At 66.3% G+C, this 15,614-nt stretch carries 17 protein-coding genes; 4 read left to right on the top strand and 13 right to left on the bottom strand.

Annotation, left to right across the window (positions count from 1 at the left end):
- Window positions 1-65 precede the first annotated feature (65 nt).
- Entirely contained in the window at window positions 66-845 is a 780-nt protein-coding gene (locus ACZ2HM_RS08505; RefSeq protein ID WP_470426755.1) for a TSUP family transporter, read from the bottom strand.
- A 134-nt stretch (window positions 846-979) separates the two neighbouring features.
- Window positions 980-2,008 carry a polyprenyl synthetase family protein gene (locus ACZ2HM_RS08500; protein ID WP_037478643.1) on the bottom strand — a complete coding sequence of 343 codons (1,029 nt, stop codon included), beginning with the start codon at window positions 2,006-2,008 and terminating at the stop codon, window positions 980-982.
- A 115-nt stretch (window positions 2,009-2,123) separates the two neighbouring features.
- On the opposite strand from ACZ2HM_RS08500, the gene ACZ2HM_RS08495 reads away from it, so the two are divergent.
- The gene (locus ACZ2HM_RS08495; protein WP_443019533.1) at window positions 2,124-2,393 is read left to right on the top strand and encodes a chorismate mutase; all 270 of its coding nucleotides are present in this window, start codon (window positions 2,124-2,126) and stop codon (window positions 2,391-2,393) included.
- 15 nt (window positions 2,394-2,408) lie between these two features.
- Here the strand turns inward: ACZ2HM_RS08495 and ACZ2HM_RS08490 are convergent, their stop codons facing one another.
- The 6 genes from ACZ2HM_RS08490 to ACZ2HM_RS08465 all read right to left on the bottom strand — a co-directional run bounded on the left by ACZ2HM_RS08490 (window position 2,409) and on the right by ACZ2HM_RS08465 (window position 7,556).
- A complete protein-coding gene (locus ACZ2HM_RS08490) occupies window positions 2,409-3,347 on the bottom strand; it encodes a cupin-like domain-containing protein (RefSeq protein WP_470426754.1) in 939 nt (312 codons plus the stop codon).
- Between the two features lie 49 nt (window positions 3,348-3,396).
- Window positions 3,397-4,299 (bottom strand): DMT family transporter, encoded by a 903-nt coding sequence (locus ACZ2HM_RS08485; RefSeq protein ID WP_470426753.1) that lies wholly within the window; start codon window positions 4,297-4,299, stop codon window positions 3,397-3,399.
- Between the two features lie 106 nt (window positions 4,300-4,405).
- Window positions 4,406-5,806, bottom strand: coding sequence for a BNR repeat-containing protein (locus ACZ2HM_RS08480; protein WP_470426752.1), 1,401 nt, complete (start codon window positions 5,804-5,806; stop codon window positions 4,406-4,408).
- Window positions 5,807-5,896: 90 nt separating this feature from the next.
- Window positions 5,897-6,544, bottom strand: coding sequence for a heme exporter protein CcmB (locus ACZ2HM_RS08475; RefSeq protein ID WP_037476293.1), 648 nt, complete (start codon window positions 6,542-6,544; stop codon window positions 5,897-5,899).
- Window positions 6,541-7,152, bottom strand: coding sequence for a heme ABC exporter ATP-binding protein CcmA (gene ccmA, locus ACZ2HM_RS08470; protein WP_470426751.1), 612 nt, complete (start codon window positions 7,150-7,152; stop codon window positions 6,541-6,543). The genes ACZ2HM_RS08475 and ccmA overlap by 4 nt, the downstream gene beginning before the upstream one ends.
- Window positions 7,149-7,556, bottom strand: coding sequence for a metallopeptidase family protein (locus tag ACZ2HM_RS08465; protein WP_037472566.1), 408 nt, complete (start codon window positions 7,554-7,556; stop codon window positions 7,149-7,151). The genes ccmA and ACZ2HM_RS08465 overlap by 4 nt, the downstream gene beginning before the upstream one ends.
- A gap of 40 nt (window positions 7,557-7,596) precedes the next feature.
- On the opposite strand from ACZ2HM_RS08465, the gene ACZ2HM_RS08460 reads away from it, so the two are divergent.
- Window positions 7,597-7,887 carry a 4a-hydroxytetrahydrobiopterin dehydratase gene (locus ACZ2HM_RS08460; protein ID WP_037472453.1) on the top strand — a complete coding sequence of 97 codons (291 nt, stop codon included), beginning with the start codon at window positions 7,597-7,599 and terminating at the stop codon, window positions 7,885-7,887.
- Here ACZ2HM_RS08460 and ACZ2HM_RS08455 read toward each other — a convergent pair.
- Genes ACZ2HM_RS08455 through ACZ2HM_RS08445 form a run of 3 tightly spaced genes read right to left on the bottom strand, consistent with a single transcriptional unit; the run spans window position 7,879 to window position 11,493 of the window.
- Window positions 7,879-8,379: a hypothetical protein gene (locus ACZ2HM_RS08455; RefSeq protein ID WP_037472564.1), complete on the bottom strand. Its 501-nt coding sequence runs from the start codon at window positions 8,377-8,379 to the stop codon at window positions 7,879-7,881. The genes ACZ2HM_RS08460 and ACZ2HM_RS08455 overlap by 9 nt on opposite strands.
- A gap of 29 nt (window positions 8,380-8,408) precedes the next feature.
- A complete protein-coding gene (locus tag ACZ2HM_RS08450) occupies window positions 8,409-10,754 on the bottom strand; it encodes a patatin-like protein (protein WP_470426750.1) in 2,346 nt (781 codons plus the stop codon).
- Between the two features lie 43 nt (window positions 10,755-10,797).
- A complete protein-coding gene (locus tag ACZ2HM_RS08445; RefSeq protein WP_052027498.1) occupies window positions 10,798-11,493 on the bottom strand; it encodes an endonuclease/exonuclease/phosphatase family protein in 696 nt (231 codons plus the stop codon).
- A gap of 87 nt (window positions 11,494-11,580) precedes the next feature.
- Between ACZ2HM_RS08445 and radA the strand changes: the two genes are divergently transcribed.
- Together radA and ACZ2HM_RS08435 are read left to right on the top strand one after the other, a co-directional pair.
- Window positions 11,581-12,948, top strand: coding sequence for a DNA repair protein RadA (gene radA / locus ACZ2HM_RS08440; RefSeq protein WP_037472307.1), 1,368 nt, complete (start codon window positions 11,581-11,583; stop codon window positions 12,946-12,948).
- Between the two features lie 11 nt (window positions 12,949-12,959).
- Complete coding sequence (locus tag ACZ2HM_RS08435; RefSeq protein ID WP_470426749.1) at window positions 12,960-13,475, top strand: CvpA family protein; 516 nt, start codon at window positions 12,960-12,962, stop codon at window positions 13,473-13,475.
- 81 nt (window positions 13,476-13,556) lie between these two features.
- Here ACZ2HM_RS08435 and ACZ2HM_RS08430 read toward each other — a convergent pair whose 3' ends face one another.
- Together ACZ2HM_RS08430 and proB are read right to left on the bottom strand one after the other, a co-directional pair.
- Window positions 13,557-14,471, bottom strand: a complete 915-nt coding sequence (locus ACZ2HM_RS08430; RefSeq protein ID WP_470426748.1) for an SDR family oxidoreductase — start codon at window positions 14,469-14,471, stop codon at window positions 13,557-13,559.
- Between the two features lie 5 nt (window positions 14,472-14,476).
- Window positions 14,477-15,607 carry a glutamate 5-kinase gene (proB, locus tag ACZ2HM_RS08425; RefSeq protein WP_470426747.1) on the bottom strand — a complete coding sequence of 377 codons (1,131 nt, stop codon included), beginning with the start codon at window positions 15,605-15,607 and terminating at the stop codon, window positions 14,477-14,479.
- Window positions 15,608-15,614: the final 7 nt, after the last annotated feature.

Here is a 15,614-nt window from a genome sequence, read left to right as displayed (position 1 = left end):
CTGTTGCGTCAATTGACCGTCTTCGCAAGCCCGGAGAACATTGTTTCCATTGGAACAGGTGCCGTCTAGCCGAACAGGTAGATGTGGATCGGGTTTTTGGGGTCGATCAGCATCTTGGTGGTCAGCGCCAGCGACATGATGATCAGCAACGGCTTGATGAGCGTCGAGCCAAAGCGCATCGTCAGGTGCGAGCCGATCTGGCCGCCGATGATGCTGCCGATCGCCATGGTCAGGCCCGCGATCCATAGCACATGGCCGCCCGCGACCATGGTGAGCAGGCCCGCGACATTGCTGGCGAAATTGGCGGCTTTCGTCTGCGCGGTGGCGCGCAGGATCGACAGGCCGCCCAAGGCCAGGAAGATAGTGGTGTAGAAAGCGCCCGCACCCGGCCCGAAGAAGCCGTCATAAAAGCCGATGACGCCGACCAGGCCGCTGAGCGCCCAGATGCCGACGCGGGCGTGCCGGTCTGCATCGCCGAGCTTGGGCGAGAAGGTGAAATAGGCGGCGATGATGATCAGCAGCGCGGGCATCAAGCCTGCGAGGATCGAGGGATCGACTCGTTGCAGCAGCCATGCGCCACCGACCGAACCGATGAAGGCGGCGATCACCGGCCCTTTATAGGTTTTGAGGTCCATATGGCCGCGCCGGGCATAGGCAAGGCACGCGCCGAAGGTGCCGAAACAGCTTTGCAGCTTGTTGGTCGCGACCGCCTGCACCGGGGGGATGCCCGCCGCCATCAGCGCGGGCAGGGTGATGAGGCCCCCGCCCCCCGCCATCGCGTCGATACAGCCCGCCATCAGCGCGGCGGCCATGAGGAAAGCGATGGTTTCGGGGGTCAGGATCATGGGCTGCTTGGCCTGCCAGCCTCATCCCGTTCGGGCTGAGCCTGTCGAAGCCCTGTACTTTCTCAAGGAAGGCCCTTCGACAAGCTCAGGGCGAACGGGGTGTGTTGGGTTGGACGAAATACTGGCCCGAACCCTCAATAGGCGCGCAGGGTGGCGAACTCCACCGCTTCGGTCAGCGCGGCTTTGGCCTTGCCATTGTCGAACATGCCGAGCGCGTCGATCGCGCGCTGGCCATAGTGGCGCGCACGGGCGAGCGTGTCGGCGATCGCGCCGGTGCGGCGCAGCAGGCCGGTGGCGTGGGCGAGATCGTCGTCGCTGATCTTGTGGCCAGCGATCGCCGCCTTCCAGAAAGCACGATCCTCGTCGCCGCCGCGCGCATAAGCGAGGATGACGGGCAGCGTCACCTTGCCATCGCGGAAATCGTCGCCCGCATCCTTGCCCATGGTCGCGCCGTCCGATTCATAATCGATCGCGTCGTCGATCAACTGGAAGGCTATCCCTAAGTTGCGGCCATAGACGTCGAGCGCATGCTCCTCCTTGTCATCGCGGTCGGCGACCACGGCGGAGATGCGGCAGGCGGCGGCAAAGAGCGCGGCGGTCTTGGCGCCGATAATGTCGAGATAATGGTCTTCGCTGGTGTCGATATTGCGCTGGGCGGTCAGTTGGTTGACTTCGCCCTCCGCGATTACGGCCGAGGCATTGGCCAGGATCTTCAACACCTTGAGCGATTCTGCCTCGACCATCAATTCGAAGGAGCGGGAGAAGAGGAAGTCGCCGACCAGCACGCTGGCGCTGTTGCCCCAGATGATGTTGGCGGTCTTGCGGCCCCGACGCAGGCCAGAGCCATCGACGACATCGTCGTGCAGCAGCGTGGCGGTGTGGATGAATTCGACGGCGGCGGCGAGCTTGTAATGGCGGCTGCCCGCATAGCCGACCAGGTCGGCGCAGGCGAGCGTCAGCATCGGTCGCAGCCGCTTGCCGCCGCCAGCGATCAGATGCCCTGCCAATTCCGGGATCAGCGGAATGCGCGATTGCATCCGGTCCAGAATCACGGCGTTGACCTGGTTCATGCCGTCGGCAACCAGATTCATGATGGGGGCCAGCGATGGCGCGCTCTTGGCGCGGCCGATCGGGTGGACGTTACCGGGGGCGGGTGCTGTCATGACAAGCGCCATGTGGCGGTGCAAAAAGCTAAAGGCAAGCGGGAATAGCTTGCCTGTAGGGCCATATGGCGCAAAAAGCCTGCGAGTGGAACCAAAGGAGCATCCCGTGACCGACATGCTGCAACGCTATCGCGAAAGCATCGACAATATCGACGCGGCGCTGGTGTTCATGCTGGCCGAACGGTTCAAGGTGACCCAGGCGGTGGGCGAATATAAGGCGACCCATGCGCTGCCCCCCGCCGATCCGGGGCGGGAGGAGCGGCAGGTTGCCCGGCTGCGGCAATTGGCGCTCGACGCGAAGCTGGACCCGGATTTCACCGAGAAATTCCTGCGCTTCATCATTGATGAAGTGATCCGCCATCATGAGCAGTTGCGGGACGGCTGATCCCCTGCGCGGCGGTCAATCCGCCGGGTAGCTTTCATGCCCGGCATTGGGCCAGAGGAAATTGGTGTAGGTCAGCATGGTGGAGAAACTCTCCGACCGGATCTGATGCCACCAGCCGATGGGAATGAAGAGCAGGTCGCCGGGCGTCAGCACCAGATCATAGCGCAAGATGTCGCGTGCCGCGGGATGGGCGGCCAGTCGCGCGGGGTCGGTCACGTCATGCACGTCGCTGAACACATGGCGGCGATGGGCAAGGTGCCTGGTCTGCGATGGCGGGATCAGGACGATGCGCTTGGTGCCGGTCAGTTGCGCCAGCAGATTGTTGGTGAGGTCGAAATGGAGCGGGGTGAAGGCGCCCTCGCCGCCGATCCACAACATGCCGGGTGCTGGGGTCAGATAAGCATCGATCGTGCCGAGATCGGATTGTAGCGGGGCAAGCGCGGGGCCGTTCGCCGCGCTATTATAAGCGGTGAGATAGGCGTCGTTGCCGCCATCGCGCACCAGGTCGATAAAGGCACGGAACGGGCCGCGCTGGCGGTGGCGGTCCTTCATCAGTTCATAGTCGCCAGCGGCGGTGCGGCCGCCCTGATATTCCACGGTCGCGTCGCCCACCGCATCGGCCAGATAGTCGGGCGTCCAGCGGGTGAGGGCAGGCCAGTCTGCCAGCGCACCCTTGATCAGCACCGGGCGTCCGGTCGCGTAGAAGCTGTGCAGGAAATCCTCACTCGACAGATTTTCCGCCGTCAGCAGGCCGGAGGCGTAGGGAGACAGGGCGCGTTGCCGCTCCATCACGTCGAGCAGCCATTCGCGGCGGCGCAGCGTGCGGGTGAGATCGGGCGCGGGTGGCGCGGTCTTGGGCGGATCCTTGATCGCGTCGAAGCCGGTCTGTCGCAAGGCCATCTGCATCCGCATGTCGACCGGCGGGAAGGGGCGGGAGGGGGGAGGTTTGGCCATATTGTCCCTTATCGCCCGATCATGACGGGCCTGTTGCAGACGATGACAATCAGGTGACGGTTTCGGCGGGGTCGGCAACGGGCGGCCGCTTGCCGCGCGAACGGCCAAGCAGCACGCCGCCTAGCGCCAGGGCAAAGCCGATCAGCTGGATTGGGCCGAGCCGTTCGTTGAACAGCAGCCAGGCTTCGATCGCGGCGAGCGGGGGCACGAGCAGCAGCAGCATCGACATGGCGGTCGGTCCCTGATGCCGCACCAGCCAGACGAGCAGGCTGAGGCCGGCGGCGGACAGGCCGAAGATCGACCAGCCAAGGCCGAGCCACAGGACCGGGTCATTGTCCCAACGCCATTCGCCCACGATCAGCGTCGCGGCGATGGCGACCAGCGCGCCGCCCGCATTCTGGACTGTGCCCGAAATCAGGATCGGGTCGCCCGCGATCGCGCCGCGCTGGATGAGCGTGCCGCCGGTCATGCCGATGACGGCGACGATGCCCGCGACCGCCGGGATCAGGCTGATCGACCCTGCGCCACTGCGCAGGATGATGGGCAGGAGGACGCAGGCGACGCCTGCGATGGCGATGGCGAGGCCGGTCCAAGTGCGGGCTGGCAACCGATCGCCCAGCAGTGCGACGCTGGCGACCGCGACCATCAGCGGCTGGAGCGAACCGAGCAGCGACATGACGCCTGCGGGCATGCCATGGCTGACCGCCCACCAACTGACCGTCAGATAAACGCCATGCAACATCGCGCCCGCGCCCAGATGCAGGGCGAGCCGCCGCCCGCGCGGCAACGCCTGCCGAGCGTAGAGCGCTGCGCCTCCGAGCAGCAGTGTCGTGAGGGTGAGGCGGATCGCCAGCACCAGTTCGGGCGCACCATGGGGCACGACGGCACGCGCGACGATGAAGCCGGTGGACCAGATGAGGACGAACAGGATCGAGGCGGCGAGCGCGAACATCACGCGCCTTTGGCGCAACGGCAGGATAATGTCGAGCGAGGGCAGGCCGGAAACGGGCGCGCCCTAAGTCGTCCATTTTCCTCCAACGCGATAATGGTGACGGGGACTATCGGCCGGTCTGGGGCATCCAGATCAGGGGCGATGGCGGCGGGTTGCAGGCACGCGGCGCCTTGGGCGTGCAGGTGCGGGCGCGATCCCGGTTCGATTTTTGCGCATACCAGTGGAGTTGCCCCTGCGCGGGGCCGCTTACGCCGTTGCGGCGCACGACGGTCGAGACCCTCGCGGCATCATCCAGACCCGTCGGGATGGTGATCGCTGGCGGCCTGGCTGGCGTATAGACCGTGTCCTTGGCGGCAGAACGCCACGGGGCCGTCTTCAGGCTGGCGGGGTCGAGGATCAGGTCTTTGCGATCCTGTCGCGAAGGCAGCGCCCATACCCGCATAGCGCCGCCAGGGACTTCCTCATCGACGAAGGTGGCCGTCGGCAGGTCGGGGATGGACCCTCCACCTTTGATCTCGTTTCGCTTGCTGGCCGTCGCAATCGATTTCGACACCCAGCCGCGACCGTCATAACGGGCGGCGAAAGTGGCGTTGCGGCCACCCTCGCCATATTTGGTGTAGAGGATGAGGGGCTCGCCCGATGGCGCAATCGCGATCTTGGCGTTGTTGACCAGGCCTTTGCCTTCACCTGGGGCATCGACGCGCTGCATAGTGGCAGGTGCCAACGGCCCAGTCGCGCTTTTGCCCCCGCTGCCGACCCACCAGGACCGGAAATCGGCGGTAGAGGCGTAGGTCACCGCAAAGTTGGTGGCGACGTCCGACGTGCGGCGCCAGACCACCGCGACATGGAACCGGCCGTTCGAATCCTGGACGAAATCGCTGGGATAGGCGCTTACCGGGCCTTTTTCGTCCCGGTTGGCAAAGAGCGCGCCGATATGTTGCCATTGGCCGTCCTGCCATCGGTTCAAGCGCCATATGCCGTTGCCCGAACTGCCGTCGCGATAGAGAAAGAGGAGATTGCCCCGATTATCCTGCATGAAACGCGGATAGGTGACCGCCTTTTCGTTCCGGCCGGTCATGGGCAGAAGCCGCAGCTTGCCAAGGTCGTTGACCGGCCCGCGCGCATAGACGAGCGCGCTATCATGCATGTTGCCCGACACATGGATCTGGTCGTTGCGGTCGATGGCCACGACCAGCGCATTATGCGCGTCCCAGCCAGCGAAGCGCGATTCCAGCCTTTGGCTGCACCGTTTGCCGGAGCGTGGATCATAGGTCGCGACCGTCAGATAGCGTTCGGGATCATAATAAGCGACGACGAGGCGGCCATCGCGAGTCGTGGCTGACCCGGCGCCTGTACTGACGCCCGCCCAGGTTTCACCCACGGTTACGGTGTTGGAACCGGATTGCGGGCTGATCACGGCGCAGTTGGACGCCGACTGCGCGCCGGAGCCACAGGCGGCGATCGCAAAGGCGACAGCAACGGAAAGGGGGCGGAGCTGGCGCATCATGCTGTCATGTCCTTCGTGTCGTCATGTCGGTATCGTCAGGCAAACCCGGCCGACGGGCAAAGGGTTGCATCGGCACTTTAGCGACTGCCCCTATTCCCGCCCCGCGCGGATCGCTGCGCCGCCTGCGAAGGGGGTGAGGGCGACCAGCAGGAGCGAGGCGGCGGCGAGGAATTTGAGGGCTGCGCCGCTGCCGTCGCCGAGCGTGCCTGCGCCGAAGATCAGCAGCGGCACGGCGAGCGGCAAGGCGAGCAGGCCGGCCAGCGCGCCGCTCGATCGGAGGCCAGCGGTCAGCGTGGCGACCAGCAGGCCGAGCGCGGCGAGCGCGGGGGTGCCGACCAGCAGGCCGAGTTCCAGCATCCAGATGGTGCCGCCGTCGAGCTTCAGCAGCGCAGCGGCGGGCAGGGTCGCGATCATCAGGGCCGGGCCGAAGCCCAGCCAATGGGCGATCAGTCGGGCGAGGACGACCATCTCCTCGCCGATGCCGCGCAGCGCGATCTGGTCCAATATCCCGGCGTCCCGGTCCGGCGCGATCAGGCGATCGACGGGCAACAGGCTGGCGAGCAGCGCGGCGATCCACAGCATGCCGCCGCCGGTGCGCGCCAGCAGCGCGGCGTCCGGGCCGACCGCGAAGGGATAGAGGCTGGCGACGAGCAGGAGGAAGGCGACGGGGAGCCACAAGCCACCCGATGCCCAGGCTTGCGCCAGATCGCGCCGCGCGAGGAGCCAAAGCAGCCTCACAGCGTGTCTTCCAGGGCGCCGGGCAGATAGTCGGCAAGCGCTAACGTCAGCGGGGCGGTCATCGGCAGCGGCTGGTGCGAGGCGGCGACGACGATGCCGCCGGTCGCCAGATGCGTGGCCACCGCTGCGCCGAGCAGGTCGGTCGAGGCGCTGTCCAGCCCGTTGCCCGGCTCGTCGAGCAGCCAGATGGGAGTATTGCTGGCGATCACTCGCGCCAGCATCGCGCGCTTGCGCTGCCCGGTGGACAGCATACGGACGGGCACATCGGCGAGGCGGGTCAGCGCAAGCGCGTCAAGTGCGGCCGACACCGCGTCCGGCCCGGCCCGGTCTAGTTGCGCCCAGAAGGCGAGCGCCGTGGCGAGGGGCAGGTCCATGTCCAGCGCCAGCCGCTCGTCGGTGAGCGCAATGCCACCGCGCCGATCGACCGTGCCGGCAAAGGCGGGGAGCAGCCCGGCGCACAGGCGCAGGAGGCTGGATTTGCCGATGCCATTGGGGCCGGTCAACAACGCGCTCTCGCCTGGTCCCAGCGTCAGGCTGACGCCGCGAAACAGCATCCGTCCGCCGCGCAGGCAGGCGACATCGGTCAGCCGCAAGGCCGCGTCACTCATGACCCGACCATATCCTCCAGCACATGCATGTCGAGGTCCGACAGGCCGAAATGATGGCCGATTTCATGCACCACGACATGGGTGATGAGGGCATCGAGCGGGACGCCGGTTTCGACCCATTCGTCGAGCAGGGGGCGGCGATAAAGATGGACGGTCGGCGGGGTGTCGCCGGTCTGCGGCTCATGCCCCACGGGGCGGCCGGTATAGAGGCCGGTCAGGCCATAGGGATCGCCGATCTCCATCTCCTTCAGGATCGCCGGATCGGCAAATTCCTCGACGAACAGCACGACGTCGGACAAATGATCGCGGAAGGTTTCAGGCAGGCGCGCCAGCGCGCCAAGCGCCAGCGTCTCGATCTCCTGGATCGTGGGGGCAAAGCGGGGCGGTTGACCATGATGCGACATGGCTGCCACATAAGCCAAAGCATATTAAGAGGATAGGGACATGATTGCCACATTGACGCAAGAACAGCGCGCCGCAGCCCTGGCCGAACTGCCCGAATGGACGGTGGTGGCCGAGCCGGACGGCATCAGCCGCCGCTTCGTATTCCGCGATTTCGTCGCGGCGTTCGGTTTCATGACGCGGGTGGCGATACTGGCGGAGAAGGCCGATCATCATCCCGAATGGTCGAACGTCTATAACCGGGTGGACATTGTTCTGACCACGCATGACGCCGGTGGCCTGTCGCAGCGCGACATCGACCTGGCGCGGGCGATCGACGGGTTGTTAGTATAGCCCAGCCTGTTTCGGCATGCGCTTTTCGATCTGATCCTCATAGCTGCGCAGGGCGGCGGTGACGGACGGATCGGCGGCGTAGCGCTGGCGCAGCAGCGCCAGTTTCGTATCGGTGCCGCGACACAAAGCGGCGATATTTTCCGCGATATAGGCGCGGCGTTCGGCGTCATAGGGCTCTTCGCCCCGGAAATGGTCGCAACTGTCGCGCGACACCATGAACTCGGTGACTTCGCGCGGGAAGGGCGCGGCGCTGGCGGCGACGTCCGAAGGGGGCAGGTCGAGCGGGAAATAGGGCGCGGGCTGGGCGCGGACCGTGACGGTCGGGGAAACCCGCGCCGGTGTGGCGGGTGGCGGCGTCGGCGCGGCCACGGGTTCGGGTGGCGGCGGGGTCGCATTGTCGGCGATTTGCGCCACGGCGGTCGGGACAACGCCATTGTCCGCCTGCGCCGTATCATCCGACGCGCGGCAGCCAGCGACCAGCGCCAGCAACATGATAATCGGCACCAGCACAACAGGCCTGCTCACCCGATTTCCTCCAGCAAGCTGGCGATCAATTCCGCGACATGCGGCAAGCGCGATTCTTCCTCGTCCAGGATCGCCAGAAACGCAGATCGCCTATAGGCGTGGACCCTGTCGGGCGAAAGGCGGCTTGCGGTGGGTATGGCCGAATTCACGATGTCCAGCAGCCGCTCGACCCCGTGGAGGCGACCCCAGAGATAGTCATTCTCCCGATAGGCGCGGCTGAAAAAAGCGCCGAAATTGTTGAATTCTATGCCTTTCAGCGTCGCCTGCGCGCCGCCTGCGCGGATGGCGGAACAGTCCTCGGGCGAAATCCGATCGACCTTGACCGGATCATATTCGTCCAGAGTGTCACCCTGGAGCAACGGTAAGGTGGCGATATCGGTGAAGGGAAAGCCGAGATAGGCGAGCAACATGGTGCGCCGTGCTGCCTTGGGGAGCGCGGCGAAGGCTTCGGCGAGCAGTGCGTCGGCCGAATCATCGCGGGCCTGAAGGTTGCGGGCCTGCGCTACGGCCTCCAGCGCAGCGGCGGCGTCGGTCGACACCTGGCGCGCGGCGGCGATGACGGCGGGGCCGTGGAAATCGGCGTCCTCGCATTCGGCATAAAGGGCGAGGGCGGCGTAGATGGCGTCGTGCATGGCCTGCACCTCGACCGCTTCCACCGCGCTCTCGCGCTCCAGCGTTTCGGCGAGACGCCGCGCGAGGAAGCGGAGGCGGCGGATGCGGAAGGCAAGGTCGTGGGTGCGAAAGAAGGTGACCGGGGCGGAGGCGGAACCGCCATGGTCGGTCAATTGGTCCGCCCCGTTCGCGCGCACCTGCGCCCAGATCGCCCGGCGATAGGTTTCGCGCATCATTGCGCTGTCTTCGCCCGACAGGCGGAACAACAGGGTCGAAAGCGCCTCGACGATACCCGACAATTTGAGATGGCCATAGGCGGGGAAGGCGAAGCCCGCCGATCCGGCGGCGCGCTGTTGCGCCTTGGCGCGCCAGGCGGAGAGGCGGGCGGGCGTGGGGCGATCGAGGAAGAGCATGCGCCCGATCGCGCTTTCGACCTCCGCCTCCATGCCGGGACGCAGCGTGTCGAGAATGCGGCGCATACGGCGGATATGCGCCGAATGGCGGTCGATCACTTCCAGATTGTCGCGAATCGGCTGTTCGCGCGGAATGTCGGACAGCGCGCCGAAAATGGTGCGGAAAAAGCCGGGCAGGGGGGCGTCAGCACCGGTCGGCGTATCTTCCGCGTCGCCATGGCGGTTGAGCCGGATCGAGCGGTGACCGGGCTTGGGATCGATATAGACGAAGCGGCGATCGACTTCCCGGCGGGAGGGGCGGTTGCGCAGCGCGCCGATCGCCTGGGCGAAGGGGGCGTTGGCCAGCACCGATCCGTCGATCAGCACGGCGTCCTCCGCCGTCCCGCGCGCTGCATGGCGGGGCAAGGCGCGGTGGAGGAAGGCGTCGCGCGTCGGCCAGGCGCGATGGCGGCGTTTGAGCACCCGGTCGAGTTCGCGCACGGTGAAGGGCGGGAAGGCACCGGGAAAGCTGGCGGTGGCCCGCGCGGCGAAGACCAGCTCGGCGGCATCGGCGAAGGCCCGCGGGTCGCCATTGGGTGCCCGGCCGCGCGCGCGAAAGCCGATCGACAGGCGATGTTCGGTCTCGATCACCTGGGGCGGGCTGTTGAGGTTGAGGCTTTGCGGATGGCCCTCGAAATCGGTGACTGTGACGAACAGGTCGAGCGGATGCCCGGCCGGGAGCAAAGGCGGGCCGCGCTCCGCCGCCGCCATCGCGTCGAAGGCATCCATCAGCATTCCAGAGAAAATCTCCCCGCCAAAGGGCGGTTCGAACCAGCGCGAGCGGATGAAGCGGGAGAGTTTGTGGCGCACTTCCTCGCGCGTGTCGGGGGCGACGGTGCGTTCGATCGCGTCGCCGGGGCGGCGGGCGGCCATCCAAACGAGCGGGGTGGCCCAGAATTTGGTGAGCGCGCGGGCGGGGCGGGCGTCGGGGTCAAGCAGCCGATCGACATCGGCATTGTCGAGCCACATGTCGGTCAGCGGATCGAGCGACTGGCCGGTCTCGATCGCCTGAGCAAGGAAGATACCGTTGATGCCCCCCGCGCTGGCCCCCGCGATGATGTCGGGCATGACGCGCAGGCGGATGCTGGCCTTGGCCTCTATCTCTTCCAACATCTGCCGATAGATGGCTTCGCTGCCGGTGGAGGCAGGCGCGCCGTCGTGAAAAGCGCGGCTGGCGCGGGCGAGCCGCCACACTTCCTTGGTGATGCCATGCATGTAGATCGCCAGGCTGATGCCGCCATAGCAGACCAGCGCTAGCCTGAGTTCCCGCTCCTTCATGCTGCATGGATCGCAGAGGGAGAGGATATTGTCGAGGGGCCGATCAAAGGCGGAATTCGGCCCAGATCGGCAGATGGTCGGACGCTTTGCGCGCCGCCGCGCTCATATGGACGCCGCACTCGACCAGGGTCAGGCGATCGCAATGCATGATCCGGTCGAGCTGGGCAACAGGCGCACGGGCATGGAAGCTGCGTCCGCACGGCGCGAAGCTGTAATGGCGGGCAAAGTCGGCGAGGCAGCCGCGACCCGCACTCCATTCGTTGAGGTCGCCCATCAAGATGGTGGGCATGGCCTCGCCCTGCGCCGCGGCGTTGATGACGGCTGCCGCCTGCCGCCTGCGCCACAGGCCCGACAGGTCGAGATGCATGCCGAACACCCGGACCGTGGTGCCGTCCATGGTGACTTGCGCCATGGTTGCGCCGCGCGGTTCCAGATAGGGGATGTGGAGGACGTCGTGCGCGCTGATCTGCGCCGTCTTGCGCACGAGGATGGCATTGCCATGCCAGCCCATCGAATCGGCCTGCACATCGAGCGGCACGGGCTTATAGTCGCTATGGCTATCAAGCAGTCGGGGTGGAATGGCGGCGGAGCGGACGCCGAAGCGCATGTCGGCCTCCTGCAAGGCGACGATGTCGGCGTCGATCTCGCCCAGCACCTCCAGCACCCGCTCCGGCATACGACGGCGGTCGGTGCCGACGGCCTTGTGGATATTATAGCTGGCAACGCGCAATGTCTTCATGGCGCACCAATGCCCAAGGCGCAGGCATGTTTCCAGTGGCGAACGGATGTTCTTGCAATGTTCGCGCCTCGACGGCATATCCGGGCCATGGCCAAGACAAAGCGCAAATTCGTCTGTCAGCAATGCGGCACCGTCGCGGCCCGGTGGCAGGGGCAGTGCGAGGATTGCGGCGAATGGAACAGCATCGTCGAAGAAGCGCCACAGACCGCCTTTTCCGCGCGGCATGACCTGCACACGGGCGGGCGGGCGATCACGCTCGTCGGGCTGGATACGCAGGTCGAATTGCCGCCGCGCACCAGCACCGGCATTGCCGAGTTCGACCGGGCGCTGGGCGGGGGCATCGTGGCGGGATCGGCAACGCTGATCGGCGGCGATCCGGGCATCGGCAAATCAACCTTATTGCTGCAGGCGGCGGCGCGGGTCGCGGCGCGCGGGCTGTCGGTGGCCTATATCAGCGGCGAGGAAGCGGCCGACCAAGTGCGTTTGCGCGCGCAGCGGCTAGGGCTGGGCAATGCGCCGGTGATGCTGGCGAGCGCGACGTCGGTGCGCGACATTTTGACGACGCTGAGCCAGGGCGAGCCGCCCGCCTTGCTGGTGATCGATTCGATCCAGACGATGCACAGCGACCTGATCGAAGGCGCGCCGGGGACGGTCAGCCAGGTACGCGCCTCGTCGCAGGAATTGATCAAATTCGCCAAGCAGCGGGGCACCGCGCTGATCTTGGTCGGGCATGTAACCAAGGATGGCAGCATCGCCGGGCCGCGCGTGCTGGAGCATATGGTCGATACGGTGCTGGCGTTCGAAGGCGAGCGCAGCCACCAATATCGCATCCTGCGCGCGATCAAGAATCGCTTTGGCGGCACTGACGAAATCGGCGTGTTTGCGATGGTGTCCGAAGGTCTGGAGGAAGTCGCCAACCCGTCGGCGTTGTTCCTGACGCATCGCGACGAGACGGTGACGGGCGCGACGGTGTTCCCCGCACTGGAAGGAACGCGGCCGGTTCTGGTGGAGATCCAGGCGCTGGTGGTGCGGCTGTCGAGCGGCGCGACGCCGCGCCGCGCAGTGGTCGGATGGGATAATGGGCGACTGGCGATGGTGCTGGCGGTGCTGGAGGCGCGCTGTGGTCTCAGTTTCTCGACCTGCGAAGTTTATCTGAACGTCGCGGGCGGATATCGGCTGTCGGACCCGGCGGCGGACCTGGCGGTGGCAGCGGCCCTGGTGTCGGCGCTGTCGGAAAAGCCCTTGCCCTCCGACGTCGTGCTGTTCGGCGAGATCGCGCTGTCGAGCGAGATCCGCCCCGTGGCGCATGCGCCGCTGCGGCTGCGCGAGGCGGCGAAGCTGGGGTTCAACCGCGCTTTCATCCCGGCGTCGGCGACCGACGGGGTGAAGGGGATAGCGGTCAGCGGCTTTCGCACGCTTGCGCAACTGGTTGACCAGATGCTGGGCAGGGGATAGCCACGCGGGCGATGAACGCCGTCGATATCATCGTCCTGCTCGCGATTGGTGGCAGCGCCATATTGGGCCTGCTGCGCGGGTTCGTGCTGGAAACCCTGTCGCTGATGGCGTGGGTGCTGGCGATCTTCTGCATCCGGCTGTTCCATGCCTCTGTGGCCGATCTGCTGACACCCTTTGTCGGCACGGCGAGTGGCGCAGCCATATTAGCGCTGGTGCTGGTATTCGGCGTCACCTTCGGCGTCGGCAAGATGGTGGCCCATGCGATCGGCCGCCGCACCCGGCAATCCGTGCTGGGGCCGGTCGACCGGGTGCTGGGCGGGGGCTTTGGCGCGGTCAAGGGACTGATCGGCGCGACGCTGGCCTTCCTGGCGTTCAGTCTGGTCTACGACACCATGTATGGCAGCGGCGCGCGGCGTCCCGACTGGCTATCGGATGCGCGGACCTTCCCGCTGCTCAATGCCAGCGGGCAGGCGGTCAGCGAATTTCTGGCGGAGCAGCGGGCGAAGAAGCCAGCTGAAAACACATAAATTCCGTTCGGTTCGAGCGTGTCGAGAACAACATCGTTCTCGACACGCTCGAACCGAACGGAATGAGGCGATGTGCGCCGCCTAGAGCCAGCCCTTGGTGCGATAGGCCTGCGCCGTCGCCTTCAATCCCTCTTTGGTCGGGATTTGCGGCATCCATAGCTGCTTGGGAACATGCGCGTCAGCTGCGGCGACCCAGTCGGGGTGACAGAAATAATCGACACGGTCGGGGGTCAGCTTGGCCCCATTGCCGCGAAACAGGCGATCCGTGCGCGCGGCGACGCCGAGCAGCCAGGCCGGAGTCGCCAAGATCCGCACCGACCGGCCCACCGCGCGACCGATGGCGGCACCGAAATCCTTATGGTCCCAGCCGGTAGGCGTGCCGTCATCCGGCTCGTAGGTCTGGGCAAGGCTGAGGTCGCGATCGTCGGCCAGCGCCAGCAATAGCTGGGCGAGATCGGCAACATGGATCACCGACAGCCGTCCGCCCGGTGGCAGCAGCATGATGCCGCGTTTGGCCATGCGGAAGAGTTCGAGCATTTCGCGATCATTGGGGCCGTAGATGGCGGGCGGACGGACGATGGTCCAGTCGAGGCCGCTGGCCCTCACATGGCGTTCGGCCAGATCCTTCGACCAGCCATAATCGGACAGGCCCGGCTCGCGCGCGGCGAGCGAGGAGATGTGGATCAGCCGCCGGACGCCGCGTTTGCGCATGGCGTCCACCACCGCCATCGTGCCGCGCGCATTGCCCATTTCGAAGCTGTCGCGATCGGGTGCGTTCACCACGCCTGCAATATGGATCACGACATCGGCGTCGCGCACCAGCGTATCGAGGCCTGCCGCCTGGTCGAGCGAGCCCGGCACCCATTTGAGGCGCGCGCGGGGCGGCTGCGCCCGGCGGGTCAGCGCGGTAACATGGTGGCCGACGCTCAGCGCCTGATCCAATGTTTCAGCGCCGACGAAACCCGTCGCGCCGGTCATGGCAATGCGGAGGGACATGGGTGTCAGACCATCGCCATATGGTCGCGGTGGACCAGCACCGATCGCGGCATTTCGCCCAGCAGCGCGGCGATATCCTCGCTTCGGCGGCCCGCAATCTTGGCAGCCGCATCGCTATCATATTCGATCAGCCCGCGCGCAATCACCCGGCCATCCTGCGCCACGATATCGATCACATCGCCGCGCGCAAAGACGCCTTCGACACCGGCGACACCGGCGGGGAGCAGGCTGTTGCCCTTCGACAGCGCGGTTTCCGCGCCCGCGTCCACGATGATGCGGCCGCGCACGGTGAGGCGGCCGGCGAGCCAGCCCTTGCGTGCGCCTTTGCCTTGGGCCGCCAGGAAGATCGAGCCCTTGCCGCCCTGGGTCCAGCGCGACAGCGGCGCATCGACCTTGCCGGAGATAATGGCGAGATGCGCGCCCGCGCCGGTGGCGATGCGGGCGGCCTCGATCTTGGACGTCATGCCGCCTGATCCCATGCCGGAGGCGGAGCCGCTTGTCGCCATGGCCGCGATTCGCGCGTCGATGCGGTCTATTGTTTCGATCAACATCGCGCTCGCATCGACGTGCGGGTTGGCGGTGTAAAGCCCATCGACATCGGAAAGCAGCACAACCGCGTCAGCCCGTGCCGCCTGTCCGATACGCGCCGCCAGCCGGTCATTATCGCCAAAGCGGATTTCGGCGGTGGCGACGCTGTCATTCTCATTGACCACCGGCACGACATGCAAGGCCATCAGCCGTTCGAGCGTTGCCGAGGCGTTCAAATAGCGGCGGCGATTTTCGAGGTCGTCGAGCGTCACCAGCATTTGCGCGGCCGTGATGCCGCGCTCGTCGAGCAGGCTCGCCCAGCATTGCGACAGGGCGATCTGCCCGGTGGCAGCCGCAGCCTGCGCGTCCTCCAGGCTGCCGCGCCCGCCCTTGGGCAATTTGAGGCGGCGCGCGCCCAGCGCGATCGCGCCGGACGACACGATGATGATCTGTTGCCCCGCCTGCGTCCGCGCCGCGACATCGGCGACCAGCGTGCGCAACCAGTCGATCCGCACATTACCCGCCGGATCGACGAGCAGGGCCGAGCCGATCTTGATAACCAGGCGGCGGATCAGGGCGGGGGGGAAGCCGGAGAGGGAGGGAGTCACTGGCAAA

Source organism: Sphingobium sp. KKT206, assembly GCF_055640555.1.
Note: the sequence above shows the minus strand (reverse complement) of the source record. Positions and strands in the feature narration are given on the sequence as shown.